This is a genomic window from Nevskia ramosa DSM 11499 (genome assembly GCF_000420645.1).
In the GTDB taxonomy this organism is placed as follows: domain Bacteria; phylum Pseudomonadota; class Gammaproteobacteria; order Nevskiales; family Nevskiaceae; genus Nevskia; species Nevskia ramosa.
This window is the reverse complement of the sequence record NZ_ATVI01000006.1, coordinates 540,807-554,987: the sequence shown is the minus strand read 5'-3', so window position 1 is coordinate 554,987 and position 14,181 is coordinate 540,807. Positions and strand designations below refer to the sequence as shown.

General features: G+C 66.6%; 10 protein-coding genes. 5 read left to right on the top strand and 5 right to left on the bottom strand.

Features of this window, described 5'->3' with window-relative positions:
- Positions 1-127: 127 nt before the first annotated feature.
- On the top strand, positions 128-1,390 hold the full coding sequence (locus tag G513_RS0109330) for an OmpA family protein (protein WP_022976571.1): 1,263 nt from the start codon (positions 128-130) through the stop codon (positions 1,388-1,390).
- A 5-nt stretch (positions 1,391-1,395) separates the two neighbouring features.
- Here G513_RS0109330 and G513_RS0109325 read toward each other — a convergent pair whose 3' ends face one another.
- The 3 genes from G513_RS0109325 to G513_RS0109315 form a co-directional block, all read right to left on the bottom strand.
- Positions 1,396-2,964 (bottom strand): permease, encoded by a 1,569-nt coding sequence (locus G513_RS0109325; RefSeq protein ID WP_022976570.1) that lies wholly within the window; start codon positions 2,962-2,964, stop codon positions 1,396-1,398.
- Positions 2,964-3,413, bottom strand: coding sequence for a DUF3574 domain-containing protein (locus G513_RS0109320; protein ID WP_028475342.1), 450 nt, complete (start codon positions 3,411-3,413; stop codon positions 2,964-2,966). The genes G513_RS0109325 and G513_RS0109320 overlap by 1 nt, the downstream gene beginning before the upstream one ends.
- An 86-nt stretch (positions 3,414-3,499) precedes the next feature.
- Positions 3,500-4,486: an NAD-dependent epimerase/dehydratase family protein gene (locus tag G513_RS0109315; RefSeq protein ID WP_028475341.1), complete on the bottom strand. Its 987-nt coding sequence runs from the start codon at positions 4,484-4,486 to the stop codon at positions 3,500-3,502.
- 264 nt (positions 4,487-4,750) lie between these two features.
- Here G513_RS0109315 and G513_RS0109310 point away from each other — a divergent pair, with 264 nt between their 5' ends.
- Both G513_RS0109310 and hrpA read left to right on the top strand, forming a co-directional pair.
- Positions 4,751-5,974 carry an OmpA family protein gene (locus G513_RS0109310; RefSeq protein WP_169560591.1) on the top strand — a complete coding sequence of 408 codons (1,224 nt, stop codon included), beginning with the start codon at positions 4,751-4,753 and terminating at the stop codon, positions 5,972-5,974.
- Positions 5,975-6,048: 74 nt separating this feature from the next.
- Positions 6,049-9,897 carry an ATP-dependent RNA helicase HrpA gene (gene hrpA, locus G513_RS0109305; RefSeq protein WP_022976566.1) on the top strand — a complete coding sequence of 1,283 codons (3,849 nt, stop codon included), beginning with the start codon at positions 6,049-6,051 and terminating at the stop codon, positions 9,895-9,897.
- A gap of 6 nt (positions 9,898-9,903) precedes the next feature.
- Here the strand turns inward: hrpA and G513_RS0109300 are convergent, their stop codons facing one another.
- Together G513_RS0109300 and G513_RS0109295 are read right to left on the bottom strand one after the other, a co-directional pair.
- Positions 9,904-11,409: a hypothetical protein gene (locus G513_RS0109300; protein ID WP_022976565.1), complete on the bottom strand. Its 1,506-nt coding sequence runs from the start codon at positions 11,407-11,409 to the stop codon at positions 9,904-9,906.
- A gap of 84 nt (positions 11,410-11,493) precedes the next feature.
- Positions 11,494-12,198, bottom strand: a complete 705-nt coding sequence (locus G513_RS0109295) for a hypothetical protein (protein WP_022976564.1) — start codon at positions 12,196-12,198, stop codon at positions 11,494-11,496.
- Between the two features lie 131 nt (positions 12,199-12,329).
- Between G513_RS0109295 and G513_RS22295 the strand changes: the two genes are divergently transcribed.
- Both G513_RS22295 and G513_RS0109285 read left to right on the top strand, forming a co-directional pair.
- Positions 12,330-13,493: a sensor histidine kinase gene (locus tag G513_RS22295; protein ID WP_022976563.1), complete on the top strand. Its 1,164-nt coding sequence runs from the start codon at positions 12,330-12,332 to the stop codon at positions 13,491-13,493.
- Positions 13,490-14,125: a response regulator gene (locus G513_RS0109285; protein ID WP_022976562.1), complete on the top strand. Its 636-nt coding sequence runs from the start codon at positions 13,490-13,492 to the stop codon at positions 14,123-14,125. Before G513_RS22295 ends, G513_RS0109285 begins: the two co-directional genes overlap by 4 nt.
- The last annotated feature ends 56 nt before the right edge of the window (positions 14,126-14,181 follow it).

Genomic DNA, 14,181 nt, shown 5'->3' with positions numbered 1-14,181 from the left:
GCATTCGCGACCACAGGACGCGGGCGGCTATGTTCGCCAGCCAACAGAGGCTGCTGTTTCGATCGACTACGGTCGACTGTCGACCCGCGTGTCCGGGGCATCGGCATCACCAACCGGAGCGACACCCATGGCGCGGAATCCCCTCAAGGCTGCGAAACGAACGCTTCTGACCCTCGCAGCGCTCGCCGTTCCGGGGGCCGCGCTGGCCGGACAGGGCTTCTACCTGGGCATCGAGGGCGGCGCCAACTTTCTCAAGGATCAGAAGTTCAAGCTCTACAGCTTCGATCCGCCGCTCGGCATCGGTGCTGTCGACGACGGCACGCAGATCAGCAAGGTTGGCTTCGACACCAACTACATCGGCGGCCTGCTCACCGGGTACGCGTTCACCAGCGGCCTGCGGATGGAGCTGGAAGTGGCGCGTCGGCACAACGAGTTCGACAAGATCGACCTGATCGACGGCAGCCCCTCGCAGCGAGTCGAAGGCAAGGAAAACGCCGACATCGCCATGGGTAACCTGTGGCTCGATTTCTTTCCGTCCGGCTGGGTTCATCCGTACATCGGCGGCGGCATCGGCGCGGCGCGCGTCGATATTCGTCATCCCGGTGTCGACAGCGTCGGCCTGTTCGCGGATGGCTCCAACCTGCAGGGCGATTTCGATGTCGTGCTCGCCTACCAGGGCGGCGCCGGCATCCGCTTCGATCTGACCAAGCATATGACGGCTTCGCTGGACTACCGCTTCCTGCGTAGCGAGCGCGGCAAGTTCAACCTGCTGGAAAACAACCCGGACAGCCACGTCGAAACCCGTTACCAATCGCAGGCCGCGCTGCTGTCGATCCGCTATCACTTCGGGGAAGAGCACGAGCCCGCGGTCGCGCCGGTGGAACCGGTGCAGATCGTCGAAGTGATCCAGCCGCCGGCCCCGCCGCCGCCGATTGCGCCACCGCCACCACCGCCCTGCGAAGCGCCGCTGGTGGGTCAGGCGATGGATCTGCAGGGCTGCAAGATCGGTGACGTGATCGTGCTGCGCGGCGTCAAGTTCATGTTCGACAAATCGGTGCTGACACTCAACGCCAAGGCGCTGCTCGATGGCGTTGCCGAAGCGCTGACCCGGCGTCCGGACATCAAGGTCGCGATCCTCGGCCATACCGACAGCAAGGGTTCCGACAGCTACAACCAGCGGCTGTCAGACCAACGCGCTCAATCGGCGCGCCAGTATCTGATCGAGCGTGGCGTCGCCGCCGGCAGGATGACCGCGATGGGCTTCGGTGAAACCATGCCGATCGCCGACAACGCCACTGACGAAGGCCGCGAAGAGAATCGCCGTGTCGAGCTGAAGGTCACCGAACGCGGCCCCGAGGGCGGTGATCCGGTCGTCGAGAGCACGCCTTAGTCCTATTAATGGCCAGAGCTGGCGGTGTCATCCGGCACCGTCAGCCAGCGCGCTGCCAGCAACACGCCGGCCGCTGCCAGATAGGCGTAGACGAAGGTCCAGGCGGGCGTAAGGGCGAGCGCGGTATCAGCGCCGGTGTAGCGGTAGGAATGCATCAGCCCGGTGGCCGACAAGGCTGCCGCGGCCAGCATCCAGATCGCCGAGACCACGAACTTGCGTTCGATGATCGCGACCGTTGCTGCGGACAGGATCATCGCGCTGAACACCACGCCCTGTTCCAGCGCGAACGCACCTTCGGCCCAGACGTCCGCGGCATGAAACGCCGGCAGCAGCGCTTCGGTGATGCCGGGGCCGCCTTCGCTGCCGGCACCGGCGGCGCGCAGGCCGGCCTTGATCATCAGCGAGCCCCACATCGCCAGCCCCGGCAGCAGGCCGACGACCACGGCCGGGAAATGTGCGCGCGGCGTGGCATCGAAAGCCTGCACGCTCATGACGATGCCGATCCACAGCAGGATCGCGATGCCGGCGTCGATCGGCACCGCCCAGGCGACATGGGCGATGGTGCCGCTGAAGCAGAGCAGCGCGATGAACACGCCGGACAAGGTCGAGTAACCCGCCCGCGCGCCCATCGCCTTCCAGCCCGGATGGCCGATGTACAGCGTGGTCGGGAAGCAGGAGCCGAACACCGAGGCAACCAGGGTGGCGATGCCGTTGACGGCCAGCGACGAGCGGGTGTCGTAGCGATCGCCGGCCGCTTCCGCGGACTCCAGGTTCTGCATCGAACCGACCACCGAGATCAGACCCATCGGCACGATCACCGCGGCGTAGGCCAGGAATTGGTCGAAGCGCAGGCTTTCCAGCAGCGCGCCGATCACCGGCACCGGCAGTGACAATCTTGGCGGTGGCGGCAAGGGGCCGGTCGGCGCGAGACCAAGCGTCCAACCAAGGGCGATGCCGAGCAGCACCACGACCACGCCGACCGGCAGTCCGCCCTTCAACTTCACGCGGCCGAAGTAGCCGATCAGCACCACGACCAGGATGACGATGCCGATCAGCGGATGGGCGTAGGCGCGCATCAGAAAGCCGAGCGCGATGAAGGCCAGCGCCAGGCCGGCCAAGGTCGACAAGAGTGCGGCGCGCGGCGTGTGGCGGCGCACCCAGCCGGCGACGAAAGCGCCGGCGAACTCGATGACACCGGTGCCGAAGCAGGCCAGCAGCCCGGCCTGCCAGGCGGCGCGCGCCGGATCGGCACTGCCAGCGGCGGTCGCCGCCAGCTTGGCCGGCAGCATCACCAGGAACACGAACGAGAACACGGTGATGGTGTTCAGGCCGAACGGCAGCGCGCAGACATCATCACGGCCTTCGCGTGCCGCCAACTGCCGCGCCTGCCAGGCATAGAACAGCGTGCCGGCCAGCAGCGATACCGCCGCGCCCGGCAGCACCGTGCCGAGCACCAGCACTTCCGGAAAGCCGAGCACGAAGCGGCAGAGCGCAGAAATCAGCAGCAGCAGCACCAGATTGTCGAGGGCCAGGCCGATGAAGCCATCGAGATCGCCACGGACGAAGCGCTTCATCAGAACGACACCTCGGCCGGGGTGATCGTCAGCAACACGGACTCATCACCGCTGCGCTGCTTCCAGGCCGCGCGCAGCGCATCGAGATCACGCCGGTGCTGCTGGCCCTGGAACAGGATCACCAGCAGCTTGGAGTTCAGGCGCTCGATGGTCTTGGTGTCGCGGCGCTGCCACTGGCCGTAGGCATCGAGCACCGAAAAGCCGTCCGGGAAGCGTTTCGTCACCTCTTCATCGAGGAAGCGCTGCCAGCGTTCGCGGTCGGCGTCGGCCGTGCTGCCGTCACTGCGGCCGAGGCCGAAGTACAGCTCGGCGCGCTGCCAGCGCGCGGCCTTGGCGGGGCGCGCGGCGTCGCCCTGCATCGTTGCCTTGGCGGCGGTTTCTGCGGCGTGGCTGGCAGGCAGCAGCAGCGATGTGGCCAGCAAGACCGCGGCCAGCAGGGTGCGTGACATGGTGTTCGGTTTCCGGAGTGACAGGGGCGGCAGGGTGGGCAGAACGCACGCGCCGTGCCACTGCGCGGCGGATTCGAATTGGGGCGTCATTGCACAGGAAACGGACCGTCGCCGTCCCAGTGTCGATCGTGATAACCCTTGCGGCCGACGGCGATCGCCAGCGCGCTGCGGAAATCGCCACTGCTGCGCAAGCGTTCGATGATGCTGGCGAAATCCCAGCGCGGCTGCCAGCCCAGTTCCTCGCGCGCCAGCCGGTTGTCGTAGACGCGATCGAGGCTCTCCGGCAGACGCCAGCCGCGTCTCGCGTATTCGTCGGCATAAGCCGGCACGCGGCGTTCGACGACGGCCGCCGCGTCACGGCGCAGCTCGACGGCATCGGCCGGCGAGAACGGCGTCGTCGCGCTGATGATGTAGCGGCCGAAGCCGAGCACGGCCGCACGCTCCAGCGCCAGCAGGTGGGCCTCGACGACGTCCTCGATCTCGACCCGGCGATGGAGGAACTCGTTGAGCTTGGTATTGGCATCGACGAAGGCCAGCCGCGTGTCGGCGGCATCATCGTCTTCCGGGAAGAAGCGCGAGGTGCGCAGGATCAGGCAGGGTAGACCGCTGCGGCGATGGATCAGCTCGCACAGGTCTTCCGCGGCGATCTTGGTGACGCCGTAGATGTTCTTCGGCACCGGCCGTACCCGCTCGGTGATCCAGGCGGCCGGCGCGTCTGCTGGTGGCGTCAGCGCTGTGCCGAAGGCACTGGTGGTGCTGGTGAACACGAAGGCGCGGACACGCGCCTGTACCGCCGTTTCGAGCAGGTTCAGCGTGCCGCTGATGTTGGTGTCGACGAACTGCTGGCGCATGTGGGTTTCGACATGCGGCTTGTGCAGGGTCGCGGTGTGCAGCACGGCGTCTATGCCCGCCATGCGGCGCTGCACGAACGCGGCATCGGTGATCGAGCCGACCGCATCGGTGTACGGCGAAGGCTTCAGATCAAGCCCGACGGCATCGACATTTCGAGCACGCAGACTGCGCATCAGCGCTTCGCCGAGATGGCCGGCGCTACCGGTGACCAGGATTTTCATGCGGGCGCAGAGCGGCAGGATTGACGAGAATTTCATCCCGGGCCACGTACAAGTGCAAGCATGGCGGTGGCGAATGATCGGCGAACTTCTTGCGAGCCCCGGTTGGTGGTCTCCACGCGCAGCCGGAACCGCTTCAAAATGCTACCCGTCGGCGTCGTTTCGGGGTCTGCAAAGCAACGCAGACCTGCCTCCTCGTGATCGGCATCAGATCGATCCAAACAGCACAGGGAATAACAAAAAATGTCATTGAAACCTCGTAAATCGTTGCGATCTGCTGTGCTCGGCCTGGCCGTGCTCGGTGTCGTCCCCGGCATCGCTGCTGCCAACCAGGGCTGGTACCTGGGCCTTGAAGGCGGCGCGAATTTCGTTCGTGATCAGAACTTCAAGATCTATGGCGCCAACGGCCTGCTGGTGTCCGCGCCAGACGGCACCAAGGTCAGCGACGTCAGCTTCGATACCGGCTACGTCGCTGGCCTGGTCGGCGGCTATGGCTTCGGCTCGGGCCTCAAGCTGGAACTGGAGTTCGCCCGGCGCGACAACGATTTCAAGCGCGTGCTGCTGCAGAACGGCCAGCCGTCGCAGCGCGTCGGCGGCCGCGAATTCGCTGATCTGGCCTTCGCCAATCTCTGGTACGACTTCTTCCCGTCGTGGCGCGTGCATCCCTATATCGGCGGCGGTGCCGGCGTCGTGCGGGTTGCGGTTCGCGATCCGGCGGTCGACAGCGTCGGCCTGTTCCAGGACGGCTCGGCGCTGCGCAGCGATTTCGACGCAGTGTTCGCCTTCCAGGCCGGCGGCGGTCTGCGCTTCGATCTGAGCCGCAGCCTGACTGCGTCCATCGACTACCGCTATCTGCGCAGCAACGTCGGCCAGTTCGATCTGCTGGTCAACAATCCGGAAAGCCACGTCGAGACCCGCTACGAATCGCATGCGGCGCTGTTCTCGCTGCGCTATCACTTCGGCGCTGCCCCGGCTGCGCCGGCCGAAGCGCCGGTGGAACCGGTGCAGATTGTGCCGGTGGAGGTGGCAGCCGAGCCGCCGGTGGTCGAGCCAGTGCCCAAGCCGCGCTGCGAGCCATCCGGCCCGAACGGCGAGATGGAGCTTGGCGGCTGCGCCGTCGGCGACGTGCTGGTGCTGCGCGGCGTCAACTTCGATACCGCCAAGTCGACCCTGACCCTGAACGCCAAGGCGCTGCTCGATGGCGTTGCCGTCGCGCTGGCCAAGCACCCGGACATCAAGGTCGCGGTGCAGGGTCATACCGACAGCCGCGGTTCCGATGCCTACAACCTGCGGCTGTCCGAGCAGCGTGCGCAGTCCGCCCGTGAGTATCTGATCAGCAAGGGCATCGATGGCGCCCGGATGACCGCTGCCGGCTTCGGCGAAACCATGCCGATCGCCGACAACAAGACCGTTGAAGGCCTCGAGCTGAATCGGCGTGTCGAGCTGAAGGTGGTCGAGCGCGGCACCGCAGAAGCAGCGCCTGCGCCTTGAGGGTTTTCTAAGCGCGGGGGCGTCGCGGAGAGAGGCTGCCGTATCATGGCGGCGATCCTCTCCGCGCCGCCCCCGTGACTGCCACACCCCCGCTGCAAGCTCGTTTTGACCTGATCCGTGACCAGCTCCTGCTGCGCGATGCCGCGCGGCTGGGGCGCTCTGTGGCCGGCGCCCGCAACAATCCGAAGTTCGATGCGCCGCGTTTCGAGAAGGACGTGGAAGCAGCGCTGCTCGCGGCCGAGAACCGCGCGCGGCTGCGGCCGGCCACGATCAACTACCCGGCCGAGCTGCCGGTGGTGCAAGCGAAGGACGAGCTGCTGAAGGCGATCGCCGAGCATCAGGTGGTCGTGCTCTGCGGCGAGACCGGTTCCGGCAAGACGACACAATTGCCGAAGCTCTGTCTGGAGCTTGGGCGTGGCCTGCGCGGCTTGATCGGCCACACCCAGCCACGCCGCCTCGCGGCGCGCAGCGTCGCCAATCGCATCGCCTCGGAGCTCGATACCAAGCTCGGCGAACTGGTGGGCTACGAAACCCGCTTCGATCGCCGCGTGTCCGAGCGCAGTCTCGTGAAGCTGATGACCGACGGCATCCTGCTCGCCGAGCTGAGCCGTGATCGCGAGCTGCTGGCCTACGACACGATCATCATCGACGAGGCGCACGAGCGCAGCCTCAACATCGATTTCCTGCTCGGCTGGCTGAAGCGCCTGCTGCCGCGCCGGCCCGAGCTGAAGCTGATCATCACCTCGGCAACGCTCGATCCGGAAAAGCTCGCCAAGCACTTCGCCAACCAACGCGGCGAGCCGGCGCCGATCCTGCTCGTCGAAGGCCGCACCTATCCGGTCGAGATGCGCTATCGCGAACCGGATCAGGACGACGATCTCGAAGGCCAGGTCGCGTCCGGCATCGATTCGCTGTGGCAGTCCGGCCGGGTCGGCGACACGCTGCCCAGCCGGCCACCGGCCGGCGACATACTGATCTTTCTGCCCGGCGAGCGTGAGATCAACGATCTCGCCCGTTCCTTGCCCGGCCGCTTTCCGCGCGCCGAAGTGCTGCCGCTGTATTCGCGACTGCCAGCCGAGAAGCAGGACAAGGTGTTTTCCAGCGGCGGCGCACCGCGCATCGTGCTGGCCACCAACGTCGCCGAAACCTCGGTGACGGTGCCGGGCATCCGCTATGTCATCGATACCGGCACCGCGAGAGTCAACCGTTTCTCGCCTCGGCTCGGTGTGCAGCAGTTGCAGATCGAAGCGGTGTCGCAGGCGGCGGCGAACCAGCGTGCCGGCCGTTGTGGTCGCGTCGGGCCCGGCATTTGCCTGCGCCTCTACGATCAGCAGAATTTCGACACCCGGCCGCCGTTCACCGATCCGGAAATCCTGCGCTCGAATCTGGCTGGCGTGATCCTGCAGATGGCCACGCTTGGCCTCGGCGATGTCGAGGATTTCCCCTGGCTCGATGCACCGGATGGCCGCCACATCGCCGACGGCTATCGCCTGCTGCAGACGCTCGGAGCGCTCGACGACGACAAGCGCATCACGCCGCTTGGTCGCGAGCTGGGCCGGCTGCCGCTCGATCCGCGCATCGCCCGCATCGCCCAGGCTGGACGCGGCACCGCGTACCGCGAACACGTCTGGGTACTGGCAGCAGCGCTGTCGGTGCAGGACCCGCACGACGTGCCGCCCGATCAGCAGAACGCCGCGCGCCTCAAGCACGCCGAGTGGCGGCACGCGAAGTCCGACTACTTCAGCTTGCTGAACCTGTGGGCGCGTTATCAGCAGTGGAGTGCCAACGCCTCCAATCGCCAGCTGCGCAAGCTGTGCAAGGAGCACTTCGTCAGCTATCTGCGGATGGAGGAGTGGGAGTCGGTCTACAAGCAGATCGTCGACATGCTCGGCAAGCAGGACGCCGACAAGCCGAAGACCGAGCAGCCGCTCGACAAGCTCTACACCGACATCCACAAATGCCTGCTCGCCGGCCTGATCGATCACATCGGCCAGAAGGTTCTCGAAAAGCCCGAGTTCAACGGGCCTCGCGGCCGACGCTTCAAACTGTTTCCGGCGTCGACGATCGCCAAGAAACCACCACCGTGGATCATGAGCGCGCAGCTGGCTCAGACCAGCCAGCTATTCGGCCGCATCAACGCCGAGATTCAGCCGGAGTGGCTCGCCGACGTTGCGCCGCATCTGGTCAAGCGCGTGCTGCAGGACCCGGTCTGGCACGCCGATCGCGGCGAAGTCACGGCGATGGAAGTGGTCACCCTGTTCGGCATGCAGGTGCTGCGCCGTGCGCGCCATTACGGCAAGGACGAGCCGGCGAAGGCACGCGAGATCTTCATTCGCGAAGCGCTGGTCAGAGGCGACATGCCGAACAAGCCGGCGTTCCTGGAGAAGAACCTCGCGCTGCTCGATGAAGTGCGCGACAAGGAAGCGCGGCTGCGGCGGCCGGATCTGCTTGCCGATGAAAGCCAGTTCTTCGAGTTCTACGACACGCTGCTGCCGACCGACATCTGCACCACCGTCGGCCTGAAGAACGGCCTGCGCCGCGAGCCGGCACTGCAACGGCAGTTGCTGATGGGTGAGGTCGATGCGCTGAAGCCCGGCGCCAATGCCGATGTCGCCAGCCTGTTTCCGGATCATCTCGATCTGGCCGGTACGCGCATCGAGCTGAGCTACTCGCATGATCCTGGTGCGGACGCTGACGGCGTCACCTTCGAGATTCCGATCGCCCAGTTGTTCACCCTGCCGGCGGCGCGTTTCGACTGGCTGGTGCCGGGGCTGCTGCCGGCGAAGATCGAAGCGCTGATCCGCTCGCTGCCGATGAACCTGCGCCGGCTATGCACGCCGGCCGCCGAGTACGCGAACGCGATCGCCAATGCCGCGAATCCTGCCAGTGGCGAACTGCTTGATTCTGTCTGCGCGCGCTTCAAGGACATGAACGGCGTCATCCTGAAACCGGACGATTTCGCGCCGGCCAAGCTCGAAGCGCATCTGAAGCCGCGGCTGGTGCTGGTCGGGGCCGATGGCAAGGCGATGGGCGAAGCGGAATCCTTGCTCGCCTTGCAGCAGCGCTTCGGCGGTGCCGCCAGAACCGAACTGGGCAAGCGCGCCGAGACCAGTCCCGAAGCCAAGCGTTGGACCCGCGACGTGGTGCTCGACTGGGATTTCGGCGCCATGCCAGCGTTCATCGAAGTTGCTGGCGCGCGCGCTTATCCGGCGCTGGTCAGCGCCAACGAACGCATCGGCCTCAAGCTGTTCGAGTCCGCCGAAGCTGCCAGCCAGGCGCATGCCGCCGGCACCCAGGCGCTGCTGCTGGCGCGGGTCGCCGATCGCCTGAAGGATTTGGCCAGGACTGCGCGCAGCCGGCTCGGCATCTCACTGGCGCAGACCGGTTTGAGTGCCGAGCAACTGGCGCTGCAAGTGGCCGAACGTGCCGCGCGCAGCTACTGGAATCCCGCTGCGATCCGCGACGAAGCCGCGTTTCATGCTGCCCTCGCCAAGCGCGGCGAGTTCGGCCGCGAAGCGGTCAAGCGGCTCGAGGAAGTCTGCGCCTGGCTGCTGGTCGGCATGGAGCTGCGCAAGAAGCTGGACGCCATCGCCAAGCCCTGGCCGGATGCCAACACCGATCTGCGCAACCAGCTGCAGACGATGTTCGCGCCGGGCTTCATCGACGCCATTCCGGACGACATCTGGCCGCGCATCAGCGTCTATCTGAAAGCCGCGACGATCCGCGCCGAGCGCCTGCCGCACAAGCCGCAGCGCGATCTGGACATGCTCAAGCAGGTGCGCGCTGTCGCCACCCAACTGAAGGGCCCGTTCCACCCGGCCCGCTGGCTGATCGAGGAATGGCGCATCGCGCTGTTCGCCCAGGAGCTGAAGGCACTCGGTTCGCCGAGTGCCTTGAAGATCCAGGCTGCGCTCGCGCAATAGCGGCTTTCAGCGGGTGGTTGTACCCGGCGCGACGAACAGCGAATTGAGCCGATCGGCATCGTCGAAGTAGGTTTGCCCCGTGGCGGCGACTGGCACGCGACCCAGTACATGCAGCGCGCCGGGCGTGGTCACCCTGTCGCCAAGAACCGGGACCTGCTCGGTGTCGCGGATGCCGGGAATGGTGCCGCTGGTGTCGTACAGGCTGCGGGTCTTGCCGCTGGCGGTGGCGAGCGTGAACACCTCTTCGTAGCGGCGCAGTTCGTAGGCGCTGCTGTTGCCTGAGGCAGCGATGGAGGCCAGTGGCACGACGCGCTGGAGTGCGTGGCTGCCGGCGGCGATCCGCAAGGCGACCGGCCCCTTGATCGGCTCGGCTTGCGGGAACAGTGCGGCAGGCTCGGTGGCCTTGCCGCTGGCCGGGCGACGCTTCAGCGGCTGGGCGGCGAACCACAGATGGCTGCGGCCGCTGGCGTTGACGCTCTCGTAGACCAGCGGTTCGGCCTTGGTATCGAGCGTGACTCGCCAGATCAGGCTGTCGAGCGCGCCCTCGTTGCCGTCGCGGCCGGCGAACCAGATGAAGTAATTGATCTGCGCCAGCGGGAAGTCGCCGAAGCGGGTGAAGGTGATCTGGTAGTGCATGCGCGGCTGCGCTGGATCGACCGTCACCGCGCTGTCCTTCGCGATCGGCATGCCGGGCTGATCGCGGCTGCCGGCGGTCTCGATCCACAGTGTCGGTGCGTGGCGCTCGGCGAACGCGCGCCATTGCGAGTCGATCAGCGCCGGCACGCCGAGTTCGTCGGGAATGGCATTGCCATAGCCCTTCTCGATCAGCGCCATGTCCTCGACCGGCTTCACGCTCCAGAGCTTCAGCGGCGCCTTGGCATCGGCCGCCGGCAGCGCAGCCGTGAAGCGCTTGAGGACCTCGGCGTCCTGCGCTGCGATCGCCTTGCGCTGGACCTCGGTCAGCTTGGTGGGCGCTTGCCGGTAGTCACTGCCGGGGATGACCTGCTTGCGCAGGAAGGCCATGTTCTTTTCCTCGAACAGTTCGAGGTTGGCCAGGCCGCTGCCGCAGGACAGCAGGTCATAGCGCCAGGTGCCGATTTCCTCGGTCGACATGCCGAGGTTCTGGTACTCGAACTCGCGGGCTTCCTGATCGAACTCGCGCATGCGGCGCGTCCAGCCGGCGACTTCGTCGAGCCCGCTGACCTTGTCCTTGAATGAGGCGGTGTAGCGATCGGTGCGCAAGTACGGGAAGCCGGGCACCCGGTAGTAGCTGCCATCGCGGACTCCGGCGGCATCGACCCGCGCATCCATCTCGGCGTACTTCGCGCGGCAGTCCTTGTAGCCCTTGAGCATGCCGGTGAACATGCTCGGGTCAAGCGGAACCGGCAGCTTCGGCTCGGCGGCAGGCGTGGCCGGGGCGGCGACGCCCGCAGTGGCAAGGCTCAGCAGCACCGCGGTAGCCAGCAGGCGAATGGTCGAGCGGGACTTCTGCTGCTTCAGCGCTTCAGGCATGTCTCGTCTCGCGGCAGGAATGGCGGTCATTGAATCCGCAGCCTCCTGCCCCGGCAACCGAGGGTCAACCCCCGAGGCTGCCGTTCAGTGCACCAGCAGCGGCTGCGAATGGCGCCGCCGGTGCCGGCGATTGAGCAGGACGATGGCGATGGTCGCGATGGTCAGCGGTCCGAACCAGGCCAGCAGTTGCGCCGTTTCCGCCTGCGCTTTCGGCAGCAGCCGCGACAGGCCGATGGCAAGGAAGGCGATATGGGTGCCGACACCGTTGCCGATCATCGCGCCGTAATGCTCCTTCAGCCACCAGCCGGCGTCCGGACTGGCGCGGCGCAGGTTGCGCCACATGCCGGTGCCGATGACGAGGCCGACTACCGGAAAGCCGATCAGCAGCGCATTGCCGGCGACCAGGCCGTAGCTCATCGCCGCCAGCGCCGTGGCCGGCAGCAGCACGGCGTAGAAGCGATAGGCGCCGCTGCGGAAGCCATCGAAATCCTGCTTGAAGCGCACCGCGCGCGGCGCCACGAAGACGGTCGTTGCGACCAGCACAACCAGATAACTCAGGAACACGCCCTGGCCCGGATGCCCCTTGATGAACGATGAGAGCGCCATCGGCAGGCCGGTGATCAGGATTGCGCGCATCGCCATCAGATAGATGCTGCCGGCGCTTACGTGTAGCCCGCCGCGTCCTTTGCGGGCGAAGCCGGCAGTCCAGAACGCGATCAGCGCGATGACGCCGGCGGCGATGTGCAGCTTGACGATCAGCGCATAGGCCAGCAGGGCGAGGTCGGTCATGGAAAACTCTGGTTCAGGGTGTGCGGCCATTGTCGAAGCCGGCTGCTGCTGCGCACAGGTGAGAAAAGGCATGCGCAGGGGGTGAGAAAACTCACCTTGGCGCGCTGTCGCCGTACTGCGATGCTCGACGGATGATCGATCCCGCGCCGCCCGCTGCCCGCTCGTCCTGGAACTCGCCGACTGCGCCGCTCAGCCTGGCGGCGTACATCACCTGGCTGGCGATTGCCGTCGATCCGCTACGCGATCTGCTCAATGAGCGGCTGGCGTTCGATGCGCGGACCCTGATCGGCGCAACGGGTCTGGTGCTGCAGATACTGCTGTTCGTGCGTCGCGCCAACACCGCGCTGCTGGATCGCGATGCCGCCGTGTGCCGGCTGGTGCTGGCCCAAGCGGTCGCTGCGCTGCTGGCGATCTGGGGCCTGCCGCAATCCGGTTCGATGGCGGTGCTGCTGATCCTGGTCGCCGCGCAGATGTTCGCGGTTTATCCACTGCGGACTGCGCTGCTGCTGACCCTGGCCATCAATGCCGTGCTGGCGGCGCTGCTGATCGCGCATTGGGGCACGGCCAGTGCGATTCCCGCGCTGTTGTCCTATGTCGGCTTCCAGGCGTTCGCGGCGCTCACCACCACATATGCCCGCCGCGCCGAAGAAGCCCGCGATGCACTGCGGGCGATCAACGCCGAGCTGCTGGCGACGCGGCAGCTGCTGCTCGAATCGGCACGGGGCGAAGAGCGGCTGCGGCTGTCGCGCGAGCTGCACGACATCGCCGGCCACAAGCTGACGGCGCTGAAGCTGCAGCTGCGGATGATCGAGCGCGAGGTGGCCGAGCCGCAGCGCAAGGGGGTCGACGATTGCATGCGGTTGTCCGATGAACTGCTCGCCGATGTCCGTGGTGTCGTCGATACCCTGCGCGCCCATGACGGCATCGATCTGCATGCCGCGCTGCGGGCGTTGGCGCCGTCGCTGTCGCGACCGGTGCTGCGCTTCGAGCTGGATGCGGCGGCGCGTCCAGCAACGCTCGATCAAGCACAGGCGCTGCTGCGAGTCGCCCAGGAAGGGCTGACCAATGCATTGCGCCATGCGGCCTGCGCAACGATCGTGCTGCGGCTGCAGCGTCATGACCGAGGCATCGAACTGCAGATCGAGGACGACGGTCGTGCGCAAGCGCTGCCCGATGAAGGCAACGGCCTGCATGGCATGCGCGAGCGGCTGGCCGCGCTCGGCGGCGCGCTGAGCATTGCTGTACGGCCCGAAGGCGGGCTGCGCTTGAGCGCGCAACTGCCGGTGTCGCCATGAGCGAGCCCGTGCTTCGCCTGGCACTGGCCGACGACCAGGCCCTGGTCCGCAAGGGCTTGGCCGCGCTGCTCGAATCGCTCGGCGGCCTGGATATCGTCATAGAAGCGGCCGATGGCGCCGCGCTGCTGGCGGCGCTGCAAGGCACGCAGGTCGACGTGATCCTCAGCGACATCCGCATGCCCGTGCATTCCGGTATCGAAGTCGTGAAGCTGCTGCGTGCGCGTGGCGATTACACGCCGGTGGTGCTGCTGACGACTTTCGACGATCCGGGGCTGATGCAGGGCGCGATCAGCGCCGGTGCCCAGGGCTATCTGCTCAAGGACGCCGAGCCGGATGCCTTGGCGGCCGCGATCCGCGCTGTTGCCGCCGGTCGCAGCCTGGTGTCGCCGCAGAGCCTCGATGCGGCGCGGCGCGTCACTGCGCAGGACGATGCGAAACCGGTGCGCCTGACCGAACGCGAGCTGGCCGTGCTGCGGCTGGTCGCCGGCGGCTACTCGAACAAGGAAATCGGCCGCGCGCTGAACATTTCCGATGGCACGGTGAAGAATCATCTGACTGAAATCCTCGCCAGACTCGATGCTCGTGATCGCACCCATGCGGTGTTGAAGGCGATCGCGGCGCGGCTGCTGTAGGCGGACATTTCAGCGGTGCGCAGATAGAATGCGCATGTCAGACGAACTGGACACTC

Bases quoted from the DNA above. Each gene is read 5' to 3' on its own strand.
- G513_RS22295 (WP_022976563.1), top strand. From the start codon at position 12,330: ATGATCGATCCCGCGCCGCCCGCTGCCCGCTCGTCCTGGAACTCGCCG.
- G513_RS0109285 (WP_022976562.1), top strand. From the start codon at position 13,490: ATGAGCGAGCCCGTGCTTCGCCTGGCACTGGCCGACGACCAGGCCCTG.
- G513_RS0109315 (WP_028475341.1), bottom strand. From the start codon at position 4,486: ATGAAAATCCTGGTCACCGGTAGCGCCGGCCATCTCGGCGAAGCGCTG.
- G513_RS0109330 (WP_022976571.1), top strand. From the start codon at position 128: ATGGCGCGGAATCCCCTCAAGGCTGCGAAACGAACGCTTCTGACCCTC.
- G513_RS0109295 (WP_022976564.1), bottom strand. From the start codon at position 12,198: ATGACCGACCTCGCCCTGCTGGCCTATGCGCTGATCGTCAAGCTGCAC.
- G513_RS0109325 (WP_022976570.1), bottom strand. From the start codon at position 2,964: ATGAAGCGCTTCGTCCGTGGCGATCTCGATGGCTTCATCGGCCTGGCC.
- G513_RS0109300 (WP_022976565.1), bottom strand. From the start codon at position 11,409: ATGCCTGAAGCGCTGAAGCAGCAGAAGTCCCGCTCGACCATTCGCCTG.
- G513_RS0109320 (WP_028475342.1), bottom strand. From the start codon at position 3,413: ATGTCACGCACCCTGCTGGCCGCGGTCTTGCTGGCCACATCGCTGCTG.